Annotated in this window: 18 protein-coding genes, 1 pseudogene and 1 riboswitch; of the genes and pseudogenes, 9 read left to right on the top strand and 10 right to left on the bottom strand. The window is 35.5% G+C overall.

From position 1 onward, the window contains the following. The first annotated feature begins 370 nt into the window (after positions 1-370). From hflX to glnA, 4 genes are all read left to right on the top strand, one after another. Complete coding sequence (gene hflX, locus AC5LWL_RS13840; RefSeq protein WP_493434845.1) at positions 371-1,636, top strand: GTPase HflX; 1,266 nt, start codon at positions 371-373, stop codon at positions 1,634-1,636. Further along, positions 1,636-2,910: a methionine gamma-lyase family protein gene (locus tag AC5LWL_RS13835; protein WP_493434844.1), complete on the top strand. Its 1,275-nt coding sequence runs from the start codon at positions 1,636-1,638 to the stop codon at positions 2,908-2,910. Before hflX ends, AC5LWL_RS13835 begins: the two co-directional genes overlap by 1 nt. A 121-nt stretch (positions 2,911-3,031) precedes the next feature. After that, on the top strand, positions 3,032-3,451 hold the full coding sequence (locus AC5LWL_RS13830; RefSeq protein WP_493434843.1) for a MerR family transcriptional regulator: 420 nt from the start codon (positions 3,032-3,034) through the stop codon (positions 3,449-3,451). A gap of 34 nt (positions 3,452-3,485) precedes the next feature. Beyond that, positions 3,486-4,823, top strand: a complete 1,338-nt coding sequence (gene glnA / locus AC5LWL_RS13825) for a type I glutamate--ammonia ligase (protein ID WP_493434842.1) — start codon at positions 3,486-3,488, stop codon at positions 4,821-4,823. Positions 4,824-5,156: 333 nt separating this feature from the next. On the opposite strand, the gene AC5LWL_RS13820 is transcribed toward glnA, so the two are convergent. The 5 genes from AC5LWL_RS13820 to AC5LWL_RS13800 all read right to left on the bottom strand — a co-directional run bounded on the left by AC5LWL_RS13820 (position 5,157) and on the right by AC5LWL_RS13800 (position 9,597). Next, positions 5,157-5,612: a hypothetical protein gene (locus AC5LWL_RS13820; protein ID WP_493434841.1), complete on the bottom strand. Its 456-nt coding sequence runs from the start codon at positions 5,610-5,612 to the stop codon at positions 5,157-5,159. Between the two features lie 102 nt (positions 5,613-5,714). Beyond that, positions 5,715-6,257, bottom strand: a complete 543-nt coding sequence (locus AC5LWL_RS13815; protein ID WP_493434840.1) for a CBO0543 family protein — start codon at positions 6,255-6,257, stop codon at positions 5,715-5,717. 95 nt (positions 6,258-6,352) lie between these two features. Continuing rightward, entirely contained in the window at positions 6,353-7,207 is an 855-nt protein-coding gene (locus AC5LWL_RS13810; protein ID WP_493434839.1) for a manganese catalase family protein, read from the bottom strand. A gap of 621 nt (positions 7,208-7,828) precedes the next feature. Next, positions 7,829-7,936 (bottom strand): YjcZ family sporulation protein, encoded by a 108-nt coding sequence (locus tag AC5LWL_RS13805; RefSeq protein ID WP_493434838.1) that lies wholly within the window; start codon positions 7,934-7,936, stop codon positions 7,829-7,831. A 170-nt stretch (positions 7,937-8,106) separates the two neighbouring features. Next, positions 8,107-9,597 (bottom strand): MDR family MFS transporter, encoded by a 1,491-nt coding sequence (locus AC5LWL_RS13800; RefSeq protein WP_493434837.1) that lies wholly within the window; start codon positions 9,595-9,597, stop codon positions 8,107-8,109. 119 nt (positions 9,598-9,716) lie between these two features. Here AC5LWL_RS13800 and AC5LWL_RS13795 point away from each other — a divergent pair, with 119 nt between their 5' ends. Next, positions 9,717-10,373 (top strand): TetR/AcrR family transcriptional regulator, encoded by a 657-nt coding sequence (locus AC5LWL_RS13795; RefSeq protein WP_493434836.1) that lies wholly within the window; start codon positions 9,717-9,719, stop codon positions 10,371-10,373. 180 nt (positions 10,374-10,553) lie between these two features. Here AC5LWL_RS13795 and fabF read toward each other — a convergent pair whose 3' ends face one another. Then, positions 10,554-11,795 carry a beta-ketoacyl-ACP synthase II gene (gene fabF, locus AC5LWL_RS13790; RefSeq protein ID WP_493434835.1) on the bottom strand — a complete coding sequence of 414 codons (1,242 nt, stop codon included), beginning with the start codon at positions 11,793-11,795 and terminating at the stop codon, positions 10,554-10,556. A gap of 119 nt (positions 11,796-11,914) precedes the next feature. Here fabF and AC5LWL_RS13785 point away from each other — a divergent pair, with 119 nt between their 5' ends. The 4 genes from AC5LWL_RS13785 (at position 11,915) to AC5LWL_RS13770 (ending at position 16,373) form a co-directional block, all read left to right on the top strand. After that, positions 11,915-12,754 carry a helix-turn-helix transcriptional regulator gene (locus AC5LWL_RS13785; protein WP_493434834.1) on the top strand — a complete coding sequence of 280 codons (840 nt, stop codon included), beginning with the start codon at positions 11,915-11,917 and terminating at the stop codon, positions 12,752-12,754. A gap of 319 nt (positions 12,755-13,073) precedes the next feature. Then, positions 13,074-13,655 carry an LOG family protein gene (locus tag AC5LWL_RS13780; RefSeq protein ID WP_493434833.1) on the top strand — a complete coding sequence of 194 codons (582 nt, stop codon included), beginning with the start codon at positions 13,074-13,076 and terminating at the stop codon, positions 13,653-13,655. 425 nt (positions 13,656-14,080) lie between these two features. Continuing rightward, a complete protein-coding gene (locus AC5LWL_RS13775; RefSeq protein ID WP_493434832.1) occupies positions 14,081-15,748 on the top strand; it encodes an ATP-binding protein in 1,668 nt (555 codons plus the stop codon). A gap of 118 nt (positions 15,749-15,866) precedes the next feature. Next, complete coding sequence (locus tag AC5LWL_RS13770; RefSeq protein WP_493434831.1) at positions 15,867-16,373, top strand: YfiT family bacillithiol transferase; 507 nt, start codon at positions 15,867-15,869, stop codon at positions 16,371-16,373. Between the two features lie 93 nt (positions 16,374-16,466). On the opposite strand, the pseudogene queF reads toward AC5LWL_RS13770, so the two are convergent. From queF to lepB, 4 genes and pseudogenes are all read right to left on the bottom strand, one after another. Further along, positions 16,467-16,802 (bottom strand): annotated as a pseudogene (gene queF, locus AC5LWL_RS13765) (preQ(1) synthase); the annotation flags it as partial. A 284-nt stretch (positions 16,803-17,086) separates the two neighbouring features. Further along, positions 17,087-17,263 (bottom strand): hypothetical protein, encoded by a 177-nt coding sequence (locus tag AC5LWL_RS13760; RefSeq protein WP_493434830.1) that lies wholly within the window; start codon positions 17,261-17,263, stop codon positions 17,087-17,089. A gap of 119 nt (positions 17,264-17,382) precedes the next feature. Further along, positions 17,383-17,426: riboswitch (PreQ1 riboswitch) on the bottom strand. 148 nt (positions 17,427-17,574) lie between these two features. Next, positions 17,575-18,564 carry a bile acid:sodium symporter family protein gene (locus AC5LWL_RS13755; protein WP_493434829.1) on the bottom strand — a complete coding sequence of 330 codons (990 nt, stop codon included), beginning with the start codon at positions 18,562-18,564 and terminating at the stop codon, positions 17,575-17,577. A 348-nt stretch (positions 18,565-18,912) separates the two neighbouring features. Further along, complete coding sequence (lepB, locus tag AC5LWL_RS13750; RefSeq protein ID WP_493434828.1) at positions 18,913-19,458, bottom strand: signal peptidase I; 546 nt, start codon at positions 19,456-19,458, stop codon at positions 18,913-18,915. Positions 19,459-19,667 lie beyond the last annotated feature (209 nt).

Here is a 19,667-nt window from a genome sequence, read left to right as displayed (position 1 = left end):
TATACTTACATTAGATAATAGTCTAGATTCGCCATACAGGATGTACAAGTGCCGGCATTGCTACAGGACGTGGCACATTTCCTAACCCCGGCGAGTACTGTCTCCTGTGTCTAGAAATTGAGTCAGGAGAACATTTTTTTCGGGGTTAAACAAGGCGCTTGCGCTTTCTTAAAAAGGTAAGAAAGTATAAAGTTTTTCAAACTAGATTAGTGTCTAGCTCCAGCGCCTAGCCCCTGTGAAAGATAACCTCCTGCCTCTAAAAGTAAAGAACACTTTTTGAGGCAGGAGAACATTTTTCTTCGGGGCTGAGCAAGGGCGCTTGCGCTTTTCTTATATACTGCAAGAATAATGTTGAAGGAAGGTCTGCTTATTGAAACAGGCAAAAGAAAAAGTAATACTCGTAGGGTGTCAAACAACGGAAGATACTGCAAGATATGAGTACTCGATGGAAGAGCTGTCTTCTCTAACGGGAACAGCGGACGGCGAAGTAGTTGCTTCTCTTATTCAAAATCGAGACCGCATCCATCCCTCTACTTATATTGGGAAAGGAAAAGTAGAGGAATTAGAAGCACTTGCAGAAGAGCTGGAGGCAGATATCATTATCTTTAATGATGAATTATCTCCAAGTCAAGTCCGTAACTTATCGAAAAATATAGAATCCAGAATTATTGATCGCACACAATTGATTTTAGATATATTTGCAAAAAGAGCCCGTTCAAAAGAAGGGAAGCTGCAAGTAGAGCTGGCGCAGCTGCAGTATTTATTGCCGAGATTGGGTGGACAGGGTTTACAGCTTTCAAGATTAGGAGCAGGAATTGGAACGAGAGGACCTGGAGAAACAAAACTGGAATCTGATCGAAGACATATCCGTAGAAGAATAGATGATATTAAAACGCAGCTGCAAGTAATTGTCCAGCATCGGGACCGCTATCGGGAAAGACGAAAAAAAAATAGAGCCTTTCAAATTGCACTTGTTGGATATACAAATGCAGGGAAATCCACTTTGTTTAACCGTTTGGCAGAAGCAGACTCTTTTGAAGAGGATATTTTGTTTGCAACGCTTGATCCGATGACAAGAAAAGTTATTTTACCAAGTGGTTTTACGGCATTAATTACCGATACAGTAGGTTTTATTCAAGATTTGCCAACTACTTTAGTTGCAGCGTTTCGATCAACTTTAGAAGAAGTAAGAGAAGCAGATTTATTGCTGCATGTTGTTGATATGTCTAATGAAGAATATTACCAACAGGAAGAGACGGTGCATAAACTATTAGAAGATTTAGAAATGCCGCCTATTTCTCAATTAACTGTTTATAATAAACGCGACTTAATGCATAAAGAATTTGTGCCAACTTCAAAAAATGAAAATATTATCATAACCGCTTTAGACAAGGACGATCGAAATAAAGTAAAGCAAAAAATTGAGAAAATCATGATAGAAAATATGGATTATTATGAAGTGGAAGTATCAGCAAGCAACGGCAAGCTTCTTTCTCAATTAAAAAATGAAACGATAATGCGCAGTTTAGTTTTTGATGAAGAAGAACAGCATTATGTTTGTAAAGGTTATGTACTAAAAGATCATGCTATTACAGCAAAATTAATGAAATTAAAGGAATTTGATAGGAGAAGCTAATGTACGAACACTTAACATACGGAGATAAGCTTCAATCTCTTGTTACAGAAGTAGAACAGCAAATAACAAACGTTCATAAACAAATAGAAGCTAACATTGATAGTAACCAATATCGTGTATTAGCAAGTTTTCAACAAAATAGAGTAAGTGAATCTCATTTTATTCCATCAACTGGTTATGGGTATGACGATTTAGGAAGAGATACGCTGGAAAATATATACGCAGAAGTATTTGGAGGAGAAGCAGGATTAGTTCGTCCACAAATTATTTCTGGTACTCACGCTATTAGTATTGCCTTGTTTGGCATTTTGCGTCCTGGTGATGAATTATTATATATTACTGGAAAACCATATGATACTTTAGAGGAAATAGTCGGTATTCGAGGGAATGGTGTTGGTTCTTTAAAGGAATTTCAAATCGATTATAACAGCGTTGATCTGCTGTCAAATGGAAATCCGGATTTTGAAGCTATAGCAGCCAGCATAAAACCAAATACAAAAATGATTGGCATTCAGCGTTCAAAAGGCTATGCGACTAGGCCTTCTTTTACAATTGCGGAAATGAAAGAAATGATTGAATTTGTAAAAGAATTAAAAGAGGATGTTATTGTATTTGTTGATAATTGTTATGGTGAGTTTGTGGAACAGCAAGAGCCATGTCATGTTGGAGCAGATTTAATGGCAGGTTCCTTAATAAAAAATCCAGGTGGAGGCCTTGCGAAAACTGGCGGATATATTGTTGGTAAAGAAGAGCTAGTAACAGCATGCTCATATCGCATGACGTCACCAGGAATCGGGGCAGAAGCTGGAGCATCTCTTTATAGTCTGCAAGAAATGTATCAAGGGTTTTTTCTTGCTCCACATATTGTAGGACAAAGTTTAAAAGGGGCCGTTTTTACGGCAGCGATGCTTGAAAAGCTTGGCATGAATTCTTCTCCAAAATGGAACACCAAGCGTACGGACTTAATTCAATCTGTTCAGTTTGATGATAAAGAGAAGATGGTTGCCTTTTGTCAGGCTATCCAATTTGCATCCCCTGTGAATTCCCATGTAACTGCCTATCCAAACTATATGCCAGGATATGAAGACGATGTTATTATGGCTGCAGGCACTTTTATTCAAGGAGCAAGTATCGAATTAACGGCAGATGGTCCAATACGCCCTCCATATGTGGCATATGTACAAGGTGGGTTAACCTACTCCCATGTAAAAATTGCCGTTTGTATGGCTGTTAATCGTTTATTAGAACAAAAATTAATCACCATTGAAGTATAAACAGCAAGCATTCGGGGAATAGTTAACAAACTTAAGGCAGAAAGTGTCACATAGGTTGACAACAATTCTCACCGAAATTATAATGAAATTGGGTAAATTTATTTAAAAGGAGCCGAAAACTATGTCAGGTAGTCAAATTCGTCGGTCGATGCCTCTATTCCCAATAAGTATTGTTATGCAGTTAACGGAGCTGTCCGCTAGACAAATTCGCTACTATGAAGAGCACGAATTAGTGGCTCCAGCACGAACGGATGGAAATAGACGGCTTTTCTCATTAACTGATATTGATAAATTATTGGAAATTAAGGATTTAATCGATCAAGGAGTAAACCTTGCTGGAATTAAACAAATTTTCTCTGTTAAAGAAAAACAAGTTTTAACAGATGATGTGAAAAAAGAAGCAGAAAAAGCTCGTCGAGAATTATCCGATGAGGATTTGCGTAAATTATTGCGCAAAGAGTTATTAAATGCTGGACGCTTTAACAATTCAACTCGATCATCAATGCGTCAAGGAGATATGACAAGATTTTTTCCTAGATAAAGAATAGATAAGAGAGACTTTAGGAGGAGAATAGATGGCTAATAACTATACGAAAGACGATATTAAACGATTTGCACAAGAAAGTGATGTTAAATTTATTCGTCTACAATTTACAGATATTTTAGGGACAATTAAAAATGTGGAAATACCAATCAGCCAGCTTGATAAAGCATTAGACAACAAGATGATGTTTGATGGATCATCCATTGAAGGATTTGTCCGTATTGAAGAGTCTGATATGAATTTATATCCTGATTTAGATACATGGGTAGTTTTCCCTTGGACAGCAGAAAAAGGGAAAGTAGCACGTCTTATCTGTGATATTTATAATCCAGATGGTACACCATTTGATGGAGATCCACGCAATAATTTAAGAAGAATCCTTAAAGAAATGGAAGCGCTTGGATTTACTGATTTCAATTTGGGTTCAGAACCAGAATTCTTTTTATTTAAATTAGATGAAAAAGGGAATCCTTCACTTGAGTTAAATGATAATGGTGGATATTTTGACTTAGCACCAACGGACTTAGGGGAAAATTGCCGTCGTGATATCGTTCTAGAGCTTGAAGAAATGGGCTTTGAGATTGAAGCTTCTCATCATGAAGTGGCTCCAGGCCAACATGAAATCGACTTTAAATATGAGGATGCTATTACTGCTTGCGATCAGATTCAAACATTTAAGCTTGTAGTGAAAACTATTGCTCGAAAACATGGTCTTCATGCAACTTTTATGCCGAAGCCACTGTTTGGAGTAAATGGATCTGGAATGCATTGCAACCTGTCGTTATTTAAAAATGGCGAAAATGCATTTTATGATCCAACAAGAGAATTAGAATTAAGTGAAACGGCATTGCAGTTTATTGCAGGAGTTGTTAAACATGCGACAGCTTTTACAGCAGTAACGAACCCGACTGTAAACTCTTATAAACGTTTGGTTCCTGGGTATGAAGCACCTTGTTATGTTGCATGGTCAGCCCGCAATCGCTCGCCGCTAATGCGTATTCCTGCATCACGCGGATTAAGTACACGTGTGGAAGTTCGAAGCGTAGACCCAGCAGCAAATCCGTATTTAGCAATGGCTACTCTTTTAAAAGCAGGATTAGACGGAATTAAAAATGACTTGTTCCCGCCAGCTCCAGTAGATCGCAATATCTACATTATGAGCAAAGAAGAGCGATTAGCAGAAGGAATTGAAGACCTGCCTGCATCATTAGACGAAGCATTAACTGAACTAAAACGTAATGAAATAATGATCGATGCACTTGGAGAACATATTACAGCACACTTTATTGAAGCAAAAGAAATTGAGTGTGACATGTTCCGCACACAAGTTCACCAATGGGAAAGAGATCAATACTTGGAAATGTATTAAGAGGAAAAAGCCTTAGCGCTGTAAGCGTCGAGGCTTTTTTATTTGGGGCTAACCATTTGATTAGAAACCCACTCTTTTGAGAACAACTTTTTATTATACTTACAGAAAACCTGCACAAATAAATTTGCATCATAAAGATTGAAAGAGGAAATTTGATTTTATCTTGAAGCAAGGAGCCAGCCTGCAAACACGAAGGCTCCTATGGGATTGTGGGACAAGCGAGAACCCGCAATAGTTTTCCAACACACGCCACATGGAAAGCGAAGTGTATTCCACCTGCGAAACCCTTTTTTCAGGTGGCTTAACCACACGCATTTCAAATGGATAATACGCTTAATATTCATCCTGCTCATTATATTGCCATTTCTGGAAAAGGTAAATTAGCACTGCAGAGATAAGAGAGTTTGTATAAATAATAATATGATGCAAACCTTCAAGTTTATAAATTCCCAAGTGTTCATACCAATACATAATGCCAAAAGCAAAAATAGCATCACTTACCATATTCAAAAGAATATATTTGAAAAAATGCCCAAACGTAAAATATAAAAAAATCGTAGGTAAAACAATATATATTCCATATATAAAAGGGGTTGTATTCGTTAAAGGGAAAATCGTTTTATTAATTTCAAATAATTGATACCGTTCATAAAACTGAAAAAAAACCGTTAAAACTAGTGCGCTAAACAATCCACCAGGAATGAATTTTTTCACTTTTTTTATATCTAAGAAAAAGAATAGTCCCCACGGAAGAATTAACAGTCCCCATAATATAACTTGTGCAATCATTTTAAATTCCTTTCCATATTTATTTATCACTTTATAGTAAGAAGTAAGCAAAATTACATGTACAAAAAGCCAATAGTAAATAAATCATTCATTCATTCAAAATTACTCTTCCAAGCGCTTGAAATTTTTCATTCGACTTATAGAGTCTGCCATTAAATAAATAAAAAATTGTATAAAAAAAGAATAATAATAATGCCATTTGACTGGATCGTAAATGCCAATCCAATGTACGAATGGAAGGGCAATGATAGAGTAAACCGCAAATAAGAGTGCTTTAATAAAACGACTTGTTTTTGGTTTTATTTGAAGAAAAAACATGACCGTTATAGGCAGTGCAAAAGAACTGAATGGAATATAATTAGAAACAGCAGGAAATACTTCATAATCGTATTTCCACCATCCAAAAAAAGTTCCAACATAATCTAAGTTTGCTGAAATAAAAGCTACAAATAGTCCGGCAAATTGCAATCTATCTTTGCTTTCCTTCTTTCGATATTTAAGCCAAAGAAGGGTGGGGATAATGATTAACAAAATGCCGACCCACCAACGCCAAGTAAAAAGTGTATACTCTTGCCAAGCGTTAAAAATCTGATGATTAAGTTTGATCGTTTTGTTATAAAATTCAGAGAAGGTTTGTGTATTCACAGATTTGATTTCACCTCTATAAGAATGTATAGATGTACAAACACAAGGGACCAGCCATAAGTCGTATTTGCTTGGCCAGTACCTTGTACTAATAATTAGTTAAATAAATCAGTTAAACCTGGACTATGTTCATTTGGCATTTCTGGTGATTCAGGTACAGGATGACCGACAGGAGGAGGGGTAACGTGAAGCGTTCCCTTATTTCTACTTGGCGATTCACCTTGGAATATTTCACCCATTCTTGTTGCATCCAATCGGAAATTAAATTGGGCATTATGAAAGCCCATATCAACATATTTTTTGCATTCAGGATACTTATTAATATCGTAATTTGGAATAGGAAATATTTTTCCCCAATCAACACCTAACGTCTCTAGCGCTTTAGCAAAAGCATTTTGATGCGCATTATCACGAACAATAAGAAAGGCAAGTGTTTCCCTAAACGCTTTATTTGAACTCATTTCATAAAGTCGACTTTTTTGTAATACACCAGTTGATTCCAGTATCACATTGTTTAATAAGTCACTGACTAGATTGCCATGGCTATATACATAGGAACCAGTCCACGGATTACCAGCAGCATCTACAGGAAGTGAGCCTTGAGCACCCATAATATAATGATGCGGATTTACATTCTCTACAGCGATACTCAACGGGGTGGAATCCTCTCCAGTGTTTCCTATACCGTTTTCTCCAGAGTCAGTTAATAATTGGTTAATGGTAGTTTGAACTAATTCCACATGACTTAACTCTTCAAGAAAAACGCCTCTAATTAAATCTTTGTACTGCTTTAATTTGCCGCGGAAATTAGCACTTTGAAAAGAGTATTGCATCATTGTGCGCATTTCACCAAATTGACCGCCTAAAGCCTCCTGTAAAACTTTTGCAGCTGCTGGATCTGGTTTATCTGGCACAATCAAATTGATTAAGTCTTCTTTATAAAAATACAAGTAATTTCCTCCAATGCATGTTAATGAAATCTTAACATGGTTCATTTTTTGCAAAAAAGGTTTTTTTATTCATAATAAGTCAATGGTCAAGGGAGAGAAATGAATAGATATCGATAATTTTTGAGGGAGTATTTTCCTTCTTTCGAGTCATTTATTTTCAAATAAGAAGAAAAAGGAATAAAATACAAATAAATAAGACTGCATAGTGTAGATTTGAAGAGGATTGATTTTGCAAGTTTCGGCTCTTCTCCTTGCAAGGGAAGTATAACAAGGATGAAGCTGTAACAAATAAGCAAAAGAAGCATAATACTGCAAACAAAAAAATATCCGGCATTTGCCGGATAAAAATAATGCGGAAGGTGTATAGAAGGATTCACTTCCATACATTTATTCTATTCCCTTTCAATGGATAAAATATTCCACTTTTATATGTAATGGATGGAGAATGATGGAAAGCCGTTTTTATCATATAGAATAAATTGGTGTTAAATTGAAAAAGGCTCGTGATAAAAAATGGATTACTATTAAAGAAATCCCGAATTAGGGTTCTCTGAAGGGACAGTCTATAAAACTGAACGTTAACAGAAAACATTATTCGGGATCATAAAGAAAACAAGGGAATTAATTGCCGCCCCAATAAGAAGCGCCAATAATTACAAGCAGAATAAATAAAACGACAAGTAATGCAAAGTTATTATTTGAGCTACCGCCATCGTGACATTCAGACATAACCACACCTCCCTCTAACACTTTCTTTATATGGTATGAATTATTTCTGCTTATGAAATGGACAAGTATACAGCTGTCAAAAATTTTTTAAAATAGGTGGATTTTACTAAAGAAGAAAAAAGGAAAACAGCTATTCCAAGTTGAGGGAATAGCTGTTTTTTTAGAATTTCTCAATTTTTTTGTTGAATCTGTGAGTCACTAAGTTTATCCTTTGTCATAAACATAATGCAGATTAATGAAATTACAAGCGGTACAAATGTCCATATAAAAGTTGTAGTAATCGAGTTTGATAATACTTCCGTTATCTGCTTTAATATCTCTGCAGGAATTTTCTCACGAGCTTCTGGCGATAAAATACTGCCGCTATTTGCATTATCCCCTTGATTAACCATTTCTGGGAGACCAGAAGTAAAACTATTACGTTGAATAATCCCAAAGATTGTTATGCCTAACGTCATCCCTAATGAACGTAAGAAATTGCTTGTAGAACTTGCGATTCCTCTTTCTTGAGGCTTTGCTTTTTGCAGTGATGCCATGCCAAGAACAGAGAAGGAAGGACCTACTCCTAATCCGATAATCATCATATAGATAGTAACCAACCATCTAGGGGTTGATGGATCCAGGGTAGTTAATAAAAATGTGCCAATCCCCATCAGAATGCCTGACAAAATCATAATGATTTTATAAGGAAACTTATTTGCCAGCCCGCCTCCTAAAGCAGCAGCGACGCTTGATGTAACCATCATTGGCAATAATAATAATCCAGAATTTGTTGCGGTTCCTCCTTCTACTCCTTGAATATAGAGAGGAATATAAATAGTTGATACCATAAATACGGCGCCATAAAACATTCCTGTTAAAACACTTGTTGTATATAAACGCTCTTTAAACAAATTGAATGGCAAGATTGGATCTTTGACCTTTTTTTCAATTAGCAGAAAAACAATAAAACATACAAGGGACAACATAAATAAAGAAATAATCTGCCAAGAATCCCAACTGTATGTATGTCCACCTAACTCTAATGCAAACATAAGCGAAATGGAAAAGCTAATAAGGAAAATGGAACCAGCCCAGTCGATATTTTGACGGGTATGAAACTTGGACTCTTTGTAGAAAAAGAGAATAAGTGCTAATGCAATTAATCCAAGGGGAATATTAATAAAAAATATCCATCTCCAATGAAAATGATCTGTTATAAAGGAACCTAATAATGGTCCAGCAATACTAGACAAACCAAACACTGCTCCAAAGATTCCACTCATTTTTCCACGAACTTCTCTTGGAACAACATCCCAAATAATGGTGAAGGCGATTGGCATCAATGCACTGCCGCCAATTCCTTGAATGGCTCTAAATATGCAAAGTTGAATCATTGTTTGGGCCGTTCCACAAAGGATAGAACCAAAAAGAAATAAGATGATTCCGAACATAAAAAACTTTTTTCTTCCATACATATCGGATAATTTGCCGAAAATAGGCATACCGGCCATTTCAGCTACTAAATAAGCGGAAGTTACCCACACATATTTATCCATGCCACCTAAATCTCCGATAATGGAACCCATGCTTGTTGCAACAATTGTATTGTCTAAAGAAGCAACAAAAATACCTAACATAAGGGCACACATTACGGGTACTAATTTTGTTTCATTTTTCATAAAAAGTACCTCTTTTCTTTCGCTTTGTGAAATAATAATCTGAGTTTAACACTGTTAAATTAGTAAGTAAAGCAATTTTGCATCAACTAATATACAATGTAAATATCGAGGTGACAGTAGTGGCAAAAAAGAAGATAAATAAGGAAACAATCACAGAAGCAGCATTAGAAATTTTACAGGAAAAAGGGCTTGCCTATTTATCGATGAGAAATGTTGCTGCAAAACTAAAGATACAAGCACCAGCATTATATTGGTATATAAAAAATAAACAGGAATTGCTTCAATTGATAGCAGAGTATCTTTCTAGTCAAATGACCTTTCCGGATCCGTCAAAAGATTGGATAGAAGAAGTAACATTATTAGCTCTAGAAACGAGAAGAGTATTATTATCCATTCCAGATGGAGCGGAGATTATGATGGATACATTGCCGATTACCAAAAAAAGATTGGTTATTATTAATCAAACATTAGCATTATTTCATCGAGCAAATTTTCCGGAAGATATTATATTTCAAAGTGCCATTTCTTTTAATAATTATGTTACTGCATATGTGTTAGACGAGCAAAAACAATTAAAAATGCTTGATGAAATAGGAGAGGAAAGTATTCAGAGGCAGTTTAGTGAATCTATTAGTGGAATAGCAAGAGAAGAAGTGCCGTTTGTGTATCAGTATATGTTATCACAAAAAGGAATAATTAATAATGAAGAGAATTTTATCGTTGGCTTGCGTATTTTATTGCAAGGCATAAAAGCGGAGATAGAAAGAAGAGATTGATTATCTTTATATAAAAGAATTGAAACAAAGGTTTCACAAAGTTATATAATTTTGTAAATATAGTAATGAAACAAAAATAAAAAGATGGGAGAAAACTAGAGGAATCGAAAAAGCACGTTGATTTGCGATACTATCGCAATCAACGTGCCTTTATTATTTGTGAACATGGGAATCTTTTTCCTAATGGTTAAATTTTTTTATAACGATGGCGGAATTATGTCCGCCAAAACCAAAGGAGTTGGAAAGTCCAATCGTTAAATTAGTTAGTGGACGTGCTCCTTCTGATACATAGTCTAAATCGCATGCAGTGTCAGGTGTCTTTAAATTGATGGTTGGAGGAATAAGCCCACTTTGTAAGCTCTTTACTAATGCGATGGCTTCTACACTACCTGCTGCTCCAAGCATATGACCAAGCATCGATTTATTAGCAGTTACTGGAATTTCATAAGCTTTTTCTTTGAATAATTGTTTAATTGCCAATGTTTCAGAATGGTCGCCAACTGGAGTACTTGTTGCATGAGCACTAATCATATCAATCTGATTGATTGTTAATTTAGCGTTTTTAATCGCCTGTTTCATTGCTAAGTAGGCACCTCTTCCTTCTGGATGGGTGGCTACCATATGATAAGCATCTGAACTGGCACCATAACCAATCACTTCTCCATAAATTGGTGCATTTCTTCTTTTGGCATGTTCGTAAGATTCTAATACAAGAATTCCAGCACCTTCACTCATGATAAACCCATCTCTTTTTTGATCAAAAGGGCGGCTTGCTTGTGATGGAGTATCGTTATTGGTAGATAATGCTTTTGCGTTTCCAAAGCTTGCTAACGCTAATGGAGAAATCGCTGCTTCTGCCCCACCGCTAAAAATAATATCTGCATCCCCGTTGCCTATTGCTCGAAATGCTTCTCCAATTGAAGTATTACCGATAGAACAAGCTGTTACAGGGGACATCGATGGTCCTTGTGCACCTAAGCGAATGCTGATTTGTGCCGCAGCAGCATTTGTTATCATCATTGGTACTAAATTTGGACTGACTCGATTAGGGCCTCTTTGATTTAGGGTTTGTACATTATCAATTAAAGTATTTAATCCCCCAATGCCTGACCCGACATACACTCCTATACGCTCTGGATCTATTTGTTCTAGTTGTAGTTGGGAATCTTGTAAAGCTTGTTCTGCAGCAGCTAAAGCAAATTGTGTAAATCGGTCTAATTTTTTTGCTTCCTTTGAGCCGAATATTGCTGTTGCATCAAAATCTTCTACTATTCCAGCTATTTTTGTTTTCAGCTGTGATGTATCAAATGCGCTGATTTCTTTTATGCCAGATGTACCTTTTCGTAATGCCTCCCAAAAATCTTCCACATTCTTTCCTAAAGGAGAAATAATGCCCATTCCTGTAATTACCACTCTCTTCATATACGTTTACCTCCATTACTTGTTATTACTTTTATTTTTAACTATTATTTATCCTATTACAAGTTGTAGTTTATCCTAGTATAATGAGTAACAGAATAGGTGATTAAAGGAGAAAAAAGATGAATCTAGAAGGAAGATTATATGCTCTTTCCGAATTTCTAAAAACAAAACGTGCTAAAATTACGCCGCAAATGGTCGGTCTTCCTGCTGGCATAAGAAGAAGAACGCCAGGCTTAAGAAGAGAAGAGGTAGCACAACTTGCAGGTGTAAGCACAACATGGTATACATGGCTTGAACAAGGCAGGGATATTCAAGTTTCCGTTTCGGTACTGGAAGCAATCGCAGAGGCTTTACAATTAAACAAAGATGAACGAAAATATTTACATGGATTAGCAATAGAAGAAGGAGATAAATCTGTTTATAGTGAAGAAGAGCCTCCTGTCATTACTCCTTCTTTAAAAAAAATAATGGAAGAGCTTCAATACTGTCCAACCATTATTTCTGATAGGCGTTGCTATATAGTTGGATGGAATGAGGCAGCGGCACATATTTTTGTAGATTTTAAGGAAATTCCATTAGAAAAAAGAAACATTCTTGAATTACTTTTTTCAAGAAAAGAATTTAGAACGCTTGCTGTAAACTGGGAGCATTTTGTGAAAGGGTTTATTGCCATTTTTCGAACGTACTATGGGCAGTATGTTGCTGATGAATGGTATACAAGCTTTATTGAAAGAATGGAAGCAGACTATCAAGACTTCAGTAAATTGTGGAATGAGAGTGAAGTGAGTTCTGCACCTGAGGTATTAATTGAGTTCCGCCATGCCAAACTCGGGAAATTGCTGTTTGATCTTACTTCATTTCAAGTGCAGGGTAATCACGATTTAAGATGCAGTGTGTATACCCCTGTAGAAGGTACTACAACGGAAAGTAAGCTAAAGAGGTTGGTTAAGCAGAAATAACATGGATCATGATTTTGCTTTATCGATTAGTCCGTAGGCAGCATATACTTCTCTTTCCTGCGGGCGGGCGCCGATCCTCCTCGGAGCATGCTACTGAGGTTCTTGCCTGTCCCGCAATTCCCGAAGGAGTCTTCCTGTATGCTCCCTGCTAATAAAACCTGTTTTTTTTCATGCGCAATGCTACAATTTTGTTTGCATGGTTGTCTATTTAAAAAAGTTATGAAAAGGAACAAGTGGTCATAGGATAGAAGTATATAGAAAGAATGGATAGGAAAGGAAATGAATAACGCAAATAGAATAATTATAGGAGGAAAACTGGATGAAAAAAATAGCTGTATTTTGTGGATCAAGCAATGGAGCATCCCCTATTTATTTAGAAGGAGCTAAAGCTTTAGGGAAGGAATTGGCAAAAAGAGAAATAGAGCTTATATATGGAGGATCAAGTATTGGATTGATGGGTGCAGTAGCGGATACGATTCTTCAAGAGGGTGGAAAGGCAACAGGTGTTCTTCCCAATTTTTTAGCAGAAAAAGAAATAGCACATAAAAATTTAACAGATTTAATTGTAGTAGATTCCATGCATGAACGAAAAGCAAAAATGGCTGAATTGGCAGATGGTTTTATTACGCTTCCTGGTGGTGCAGGGACATTAGAGGAGTTTTTTGAAATATATACTTGGGCACAATTAGGGCTTCATCAAAAACCATGTGGCATTCTTAATATTAATCATTATTATGATCCGCTTATTCGTTTAATTCACCATATGGCTGATGCAGAGTTTCTACAAGAAAAATTTCGTGACATGGCATTAGTGGATGCTAATCCTGAGTCCTTACTAGAGCAATTTTATACATATACACCACCGACCGTTAAAATATTTTTAACAGAAAAGCAGATATGAGATAATTGAAAAACTAGGTTGTTCCATTGCTCGTCGTTTTTAAAGGATATTTTCTAAGACCTAATTCTTTTACCAAGAAAAAATTGGAATAGATTGGAAAATGGAGCAGCCTGCATATACGTAGACCCCGGTGGGATTAGCGAGACAGCTGAGCCCCACGGAAAGCGAAGTGTATGCAGGCTGCGGGTGATTACCACAAACCTTCTTTTTTACATGAATAAAAAAACCCAAACCATGATACGAAATATTTTTCATCTTTGTATCATAGTTCGGGTTTATCTTCGGCTGGAATACTTATGCTCCAGCTTCTTTTTTTTGTCTATTTATTACAAAAAAAAAATAAAATATTAGGTGAAAATAAGATTATAAAATCCATTTCATGTATAATTGTTCTATATATTAGGAGTTTAATTCAGGGGGTTTCTATGAATAAAAATACCATACAAGATAGATATGTCCGTAAAATAGATTACGAAAATCGAAAGGGACATATTCTCTATGTTTATGAAAATAAAAAAATATATCTAGAAAATATGATTCAGTTTATTGAGCATTCGCTTAAACAAGGCTATCAATTATTAATTATCGAAAAAGAAGAAAATTATCAAAATGTAAACGATAAACTCCAAACTATTTTATCTCCAAGCGAACTGTCAAGTATTTTCTATATGAATGATGAAAGCTTTATAAAATTGAGTGCAGAAGCAAGTTATTCTTCACTTTATCAATATTTTACTGAAATATTTGTTAAAATTAATTGTCATAAAATGCAAGTAAACTGCTGGATTCATCTTCCGGTCAAGGAAGATATCAATGAAAAAATTAATATCCATGAAGTTGGCAAAATTTTAACAGATGAATATAAGTTGGAAAATAATTTACTTGTCGCAATAAACGGTGATCAAATAACGGCCTCCTATCAAAATAAATTAATAACTACATATCCCTACTTCATGAATGATTTCCAAATAATAGAATCTTTATTGTATATGCCAGGTAATAACCCAGATTTTACAGTTTATAAAGAAAGAAAAGAATTAGAAAGTATTATCAAAGCTACGACTCACCAATTACAGTCCTTTATTATGCATAATTTAGATTCTGTATTTATTATTAATAATGAGGATGTCATATTAACAGTTAACAAAGCGTTTGAAAAAATTTTCGGTTGGAAAAGCCAAGATATTATTGGAAAATATTCTTCACAATTACCTCATATCCCAGAATCAGAAAAAGAAAAAGTCTACCAAGATCAATGCAAAACTCTCTTGGGAGAAAATGTAGAAGAATATGAATCCATTAGAATAACAAAAGAAGGAGTTCAACTCCACGTGATGTTATCCAGTTTTCCTCTTATAGATGAGTACAATAAAATAACAGGGAGAGCTGCGATAATTAGAGATATGACTGAAAAAAAACAAGCTCAAGAATTTTTAATAAAAACAGAAAAATTATCGATTGCCGGTGAATTGGCAGCCGGAATTGCACATGAAATTCGAAACCCTGTGACAGCTATTAAAGGTTTTTTGCAGCTTATGGAACATGAAGAACAAAATAATAAAGTTTATTATGAAATAATGGAAGCGGAAATAGAAAGAATTGAATTAATTTTAAGTGAGCTGTTAATGCTATCCAAGCCGCAGGCAGTTCATGTCGAATCTACGAATATCCATGTATTAATCAAAGATGTTGTCCTGTTATTGGAAGCAGAAGCAATAATGAATAATGTGCAAATCGAAATGGATTTTGAATCAGAAGATATTTTTATTAATTGTGAAAAGAATCAGTTAAAACAAGTATCGATAAATTTTATAAAAAATGCAATTGAAGCAATGGGAAATGGAGGAAAGTTGATAATTCAAATAAAAAATCACCAAAGTAAACAGGTTATCATCCGATTTATTGATGAAGGATGCGGGATCTCAAGCCAAGTTCTAGCTAAATTAGGTCAACCATTTTACACAACGAAAGAAAAGGGAACCGGTTTAGGGTTTATGGTGAGTAAAAAAATTATTGAAAATCATCATGGAGAAGTTTCCGTTATTAGCAAAGAAAATATCGGAACAACAATTGAAGTTAGAATTCCTTTATAATTTTTATTTGTGTAGGATAAAGTGTATGCTCTAAGTCAAGTTAAAATTATTTTACATACTACTTATTGCAAAGAGCATATGAACAATACTTACAAACCATTAGGAAGAGGGGGATTTTATGGACAAAAAATATCCGATTGGCAAATTTACATACGAGAATGAGATAACAGAAGAAATAGTAGAACGGTGGATAGAAGAAATAGAAAAGCTGCCTGCCTTGCTTCAAGCTGTTATAAAAAACTTGAATGAGACGCAATTAGACATGCCTTATCGTGAAGGTGGATGGACTGTACGACAAGTAGTCCATCATATTGCAGATAGTCATTTAAATGCGTATATGCGATTTAAGTTAGCGTTAACAGAAGAAACTCCCGTTATAAAACCATATGAAGAATCAAAATGGGCGGAATTGTCTGATTATCAGCTGCCAATTGATGTATCTTTGACACTTATAAAGACATTGCATATTCGTTTAGGAAATCTGCTGCGCCATTTGACTAAGGAGCAATTAAATAAAACCTTTATTCATCCAGAATCAGGAACAGTGGTGTTGAAAGAGAATATCGGCATTTATGCTTGGCATGGAAAACATCATCTTGCCCATATAAGTTCTGTATGCAAATGACGAGCATAGTAGATTGCTAATGACACGCAGGCAGATTAAAAACGATAACCAACTAAAAAGATGCAGAAATCTATTTTCTGCATCTTTTAATAGCTAACGATTATCTACTTTTTCAGGATAAAGATCATGATTCATTAAACGATGTGTTGCCACTTCTTCAAACTTCGTTCCAGTTTTTCCATAATTGCAGTATGGATCAATGGATAACCCTCCTCGAGGTGTGAACTTCCCCCAAACCTCAATATAACGTGGATCTAATAGTTTAATTAAGTCATTCATAATAATATTAACGCAGTCTTCATGGAAATCACCATGATTGCGAAAACTAAATAAATACAATTTTAATGACTTGCTTTCTACAATTTTTTCATTAGGAATATAACTAATATACATTGTTGCAAAATCAGGTTGACCAGTGATTGGCGCTACTTGGATAAGGTAAGCAATCATACAAGTGTACTTGCTTTTTTATCTGTAGGTGGACTATATCATATTCTTACTTTTTTGCGATAAAAAATAAGAATCCTCGCGCTTCCATCCAAATGGATGTACTCTACTTTCTTCTACAAATAATACGTCAAACGCTTCTTATTTGCATGATTTCGATAGTCTCTGCACCTTCTCCTAATAGGAGCTTGGCTCAGGATTAGAAAATGCTTTCCTTCCCTGAATTCACGAGGTTTAAGCGACAGTGTTGCCACTGAAGTGTGCCCTTATTGACACAGACTGGTAAACTCCGGACAATTAAATTTGACAAAATAATCGCGATTCACATGCAAGTTATCAACGGATTCTAATATATTTGGATCGTATTCATATAGATAGTTTGTTCCTTGATTCCCTAATAAAGTTAAATCCTCTAAGCCTTCTTCTGTTTTTCTGCCAGACATAATAAAACCTCCCATCATTGTATCGGTACAAAATCGAGATGAATTCATAGCAATAAAAAAGGTGACATGGAACAAAGAAAAAAGCCAGCTCCATTATGGACATGGCTTTTTTCTGTCATGTTTCCATAGTTTTTTATAGAGGGTCGCTATGAACCTCTTTTTATACACAAGATCATACTAAAAGAAATGATATAGGAATTTCTTTAGAACGTCAATAAAATTCCTTTTAGAGGCTGTTCAAAAAGTCCGGTAAAAATGACATGCTGAATTTCTTCGTTGGCTTCACTTTTTGGTCCTTTTTGAACATGCACTTATCGTATGTTTGCTTGTTTTGCAGCTTGTGTATCTTGGTTACTGATTTGTTCTGTTTGTTTTTTTTCTTTCATTCTGCTGAATATATTAGCAAGAAGAGATCCTGATAAATTATGCCATACACTGAAAATAGCACTTGGAACTGCTGCTAACGGAGAAAAATGTGCAGTAGCAATGGCTACTCCCAAGCCAGAGTTCTGCATGCCGACTTCCATTGCGACAGCCTTTTGTTTTGCTAGGTCCATCCCGCATAAACGAGCAAAGAAAAAACCAATCAAAAAGCCAAGTAAATTATGAAGAATTACGACTCCAAAAATAAGTAAACCAGTTTGAGCAAGTTTGGCTGCACTGCCTGCAACAACTGCGGAAACGATTAATACAATCGCAAGAACAGAAACAAGCGGCATTGCTTTAGCACCAGCTTTTGCTTGTTTATTAAAGAATTTTTTAATAATTGCACCGAGCACTAATGGTACAATCACAACTTGGACGATAGAAAGGAATAATGATGCAACACTAATATCAACCCATTTACTTGCAAAAAGAAGGATGAGAAGAGGTGTTACAATGGGTGCAAGAATTGTAGAAACAGAGGCAATCGCAACAGCCAATGCAACATTTCCTTTTGCTAAAAACACCATTACATTAGAAGCTGTGCCACTTGGGCAGCATCCTACTAAAATTACGCCAACTGCTACTTCATTTGGTAAATCCAATCCAATAGCTAATAAAAAGGCAAGCAATGGCATAATAATAAAGTGTCCGATGACTCCAAGAGCAACATCCTTTGGTCGTTTTAACACTTCTTTAAAATCCGACAATTCGAGTGTCAGACCCATTCCAAACATAACGATCCCTAATAATGGGACAATATAATTTCCTAGCCACTTAAAATGATCTGGTGAAAAATAAGAAATAATAGCAAAAATTAAAACCCATAACGTAAATGTTTTCCCAGCAAAGCTGCTGACTTTTTCGATGACTCCCATTTAAAAACCTCCAAATAATACTTTCCCATTTGTTTGTCAAATTATCTGACAAGTTAATCTATTTGTATATAGTAGAGGAATTATTTAAAAAAATCAATATGTTTCTAATATTATATTATTTTGAGAAAAATGAAGAAGATTTTTTCCTGTGTAATTGCTTCTACATCAAGTAAGTTCGCATTCAGCATACACTTTGCTTTTCTGCGGGCGAGCGACGAGCCGATTCTTTTTATGGCTATAGTGAAAAAGTTGTTTGTGAGGATATCTTATATACTGAGTGAGGTAGATGAGAGGAAAATAATAAAAGCTGAGCGCCAATAAACTTTAAGTTTTATTGGCGTTCAGCTTCTATTGAAAAAATTTCATTTCCTTAACCGGGTAAAACCGAAATACTGCTTTTCCAATTACAGAATCCTCTTTAATAAAGCCGAAATCTCTGCTGTCTTTACTATATAAACGATTATCGCCTAGTACGAATAAGTGTCCTTTTGGAACTTTTTCTTCACCAGTTAATTCTGTTAATGTAAAGTCACCGGTAATTTTGCTAATAGGTGCGATTTGTTTATTCTTTTTTAAATAAGGTTCTGTGTAGGATTTCCCATTAATATATAACACATCGTCTTGTACCACAATACGGTCACCAGGAAGACCGATTACTCTTTTGATATAGTTTTCGTTTTCGTAAGGTGCATGAAATACGATCATATCAAAATGATTGATTGTACTAGTTCTATTTACAATTATTTTATTGCCATTTTCAAAGGTGGGGTACATAGATTGTCCTAAGACAACGCTCGGACTAAAGAAGAAATGTCTGCATATCACGACAATTATGAATGCGAAAAAAAAGGATTTTATCCAGCTATAAATTTCTTTTTTCGTAGAATGTTTCATTTCTGACTCTCCATTCGATTGATTACTTTAAATCTTATAGTAATCATTATAAAAATACAAATAAAACATAAGGCTACTCCGAAAATAGGAGTGGACTCTCAAATAGTCCGCAGCCTGCATACACTTCGCTTTCCTGCGGGCGAGCGTCGAGCCTCCTCGTTTTACACTGCGGGGTCTCGTCATTCTCGCAATCCCGCGGGAGTCTTCGT

It is taken from the genome of Niallia sp. WK069_GA_01 (assembly GCF_983173855.1).
Note: the sequence above shows the minus strand (reverse complement) of the source record. Positions and strands in the feature narration are given on the sequence as shown.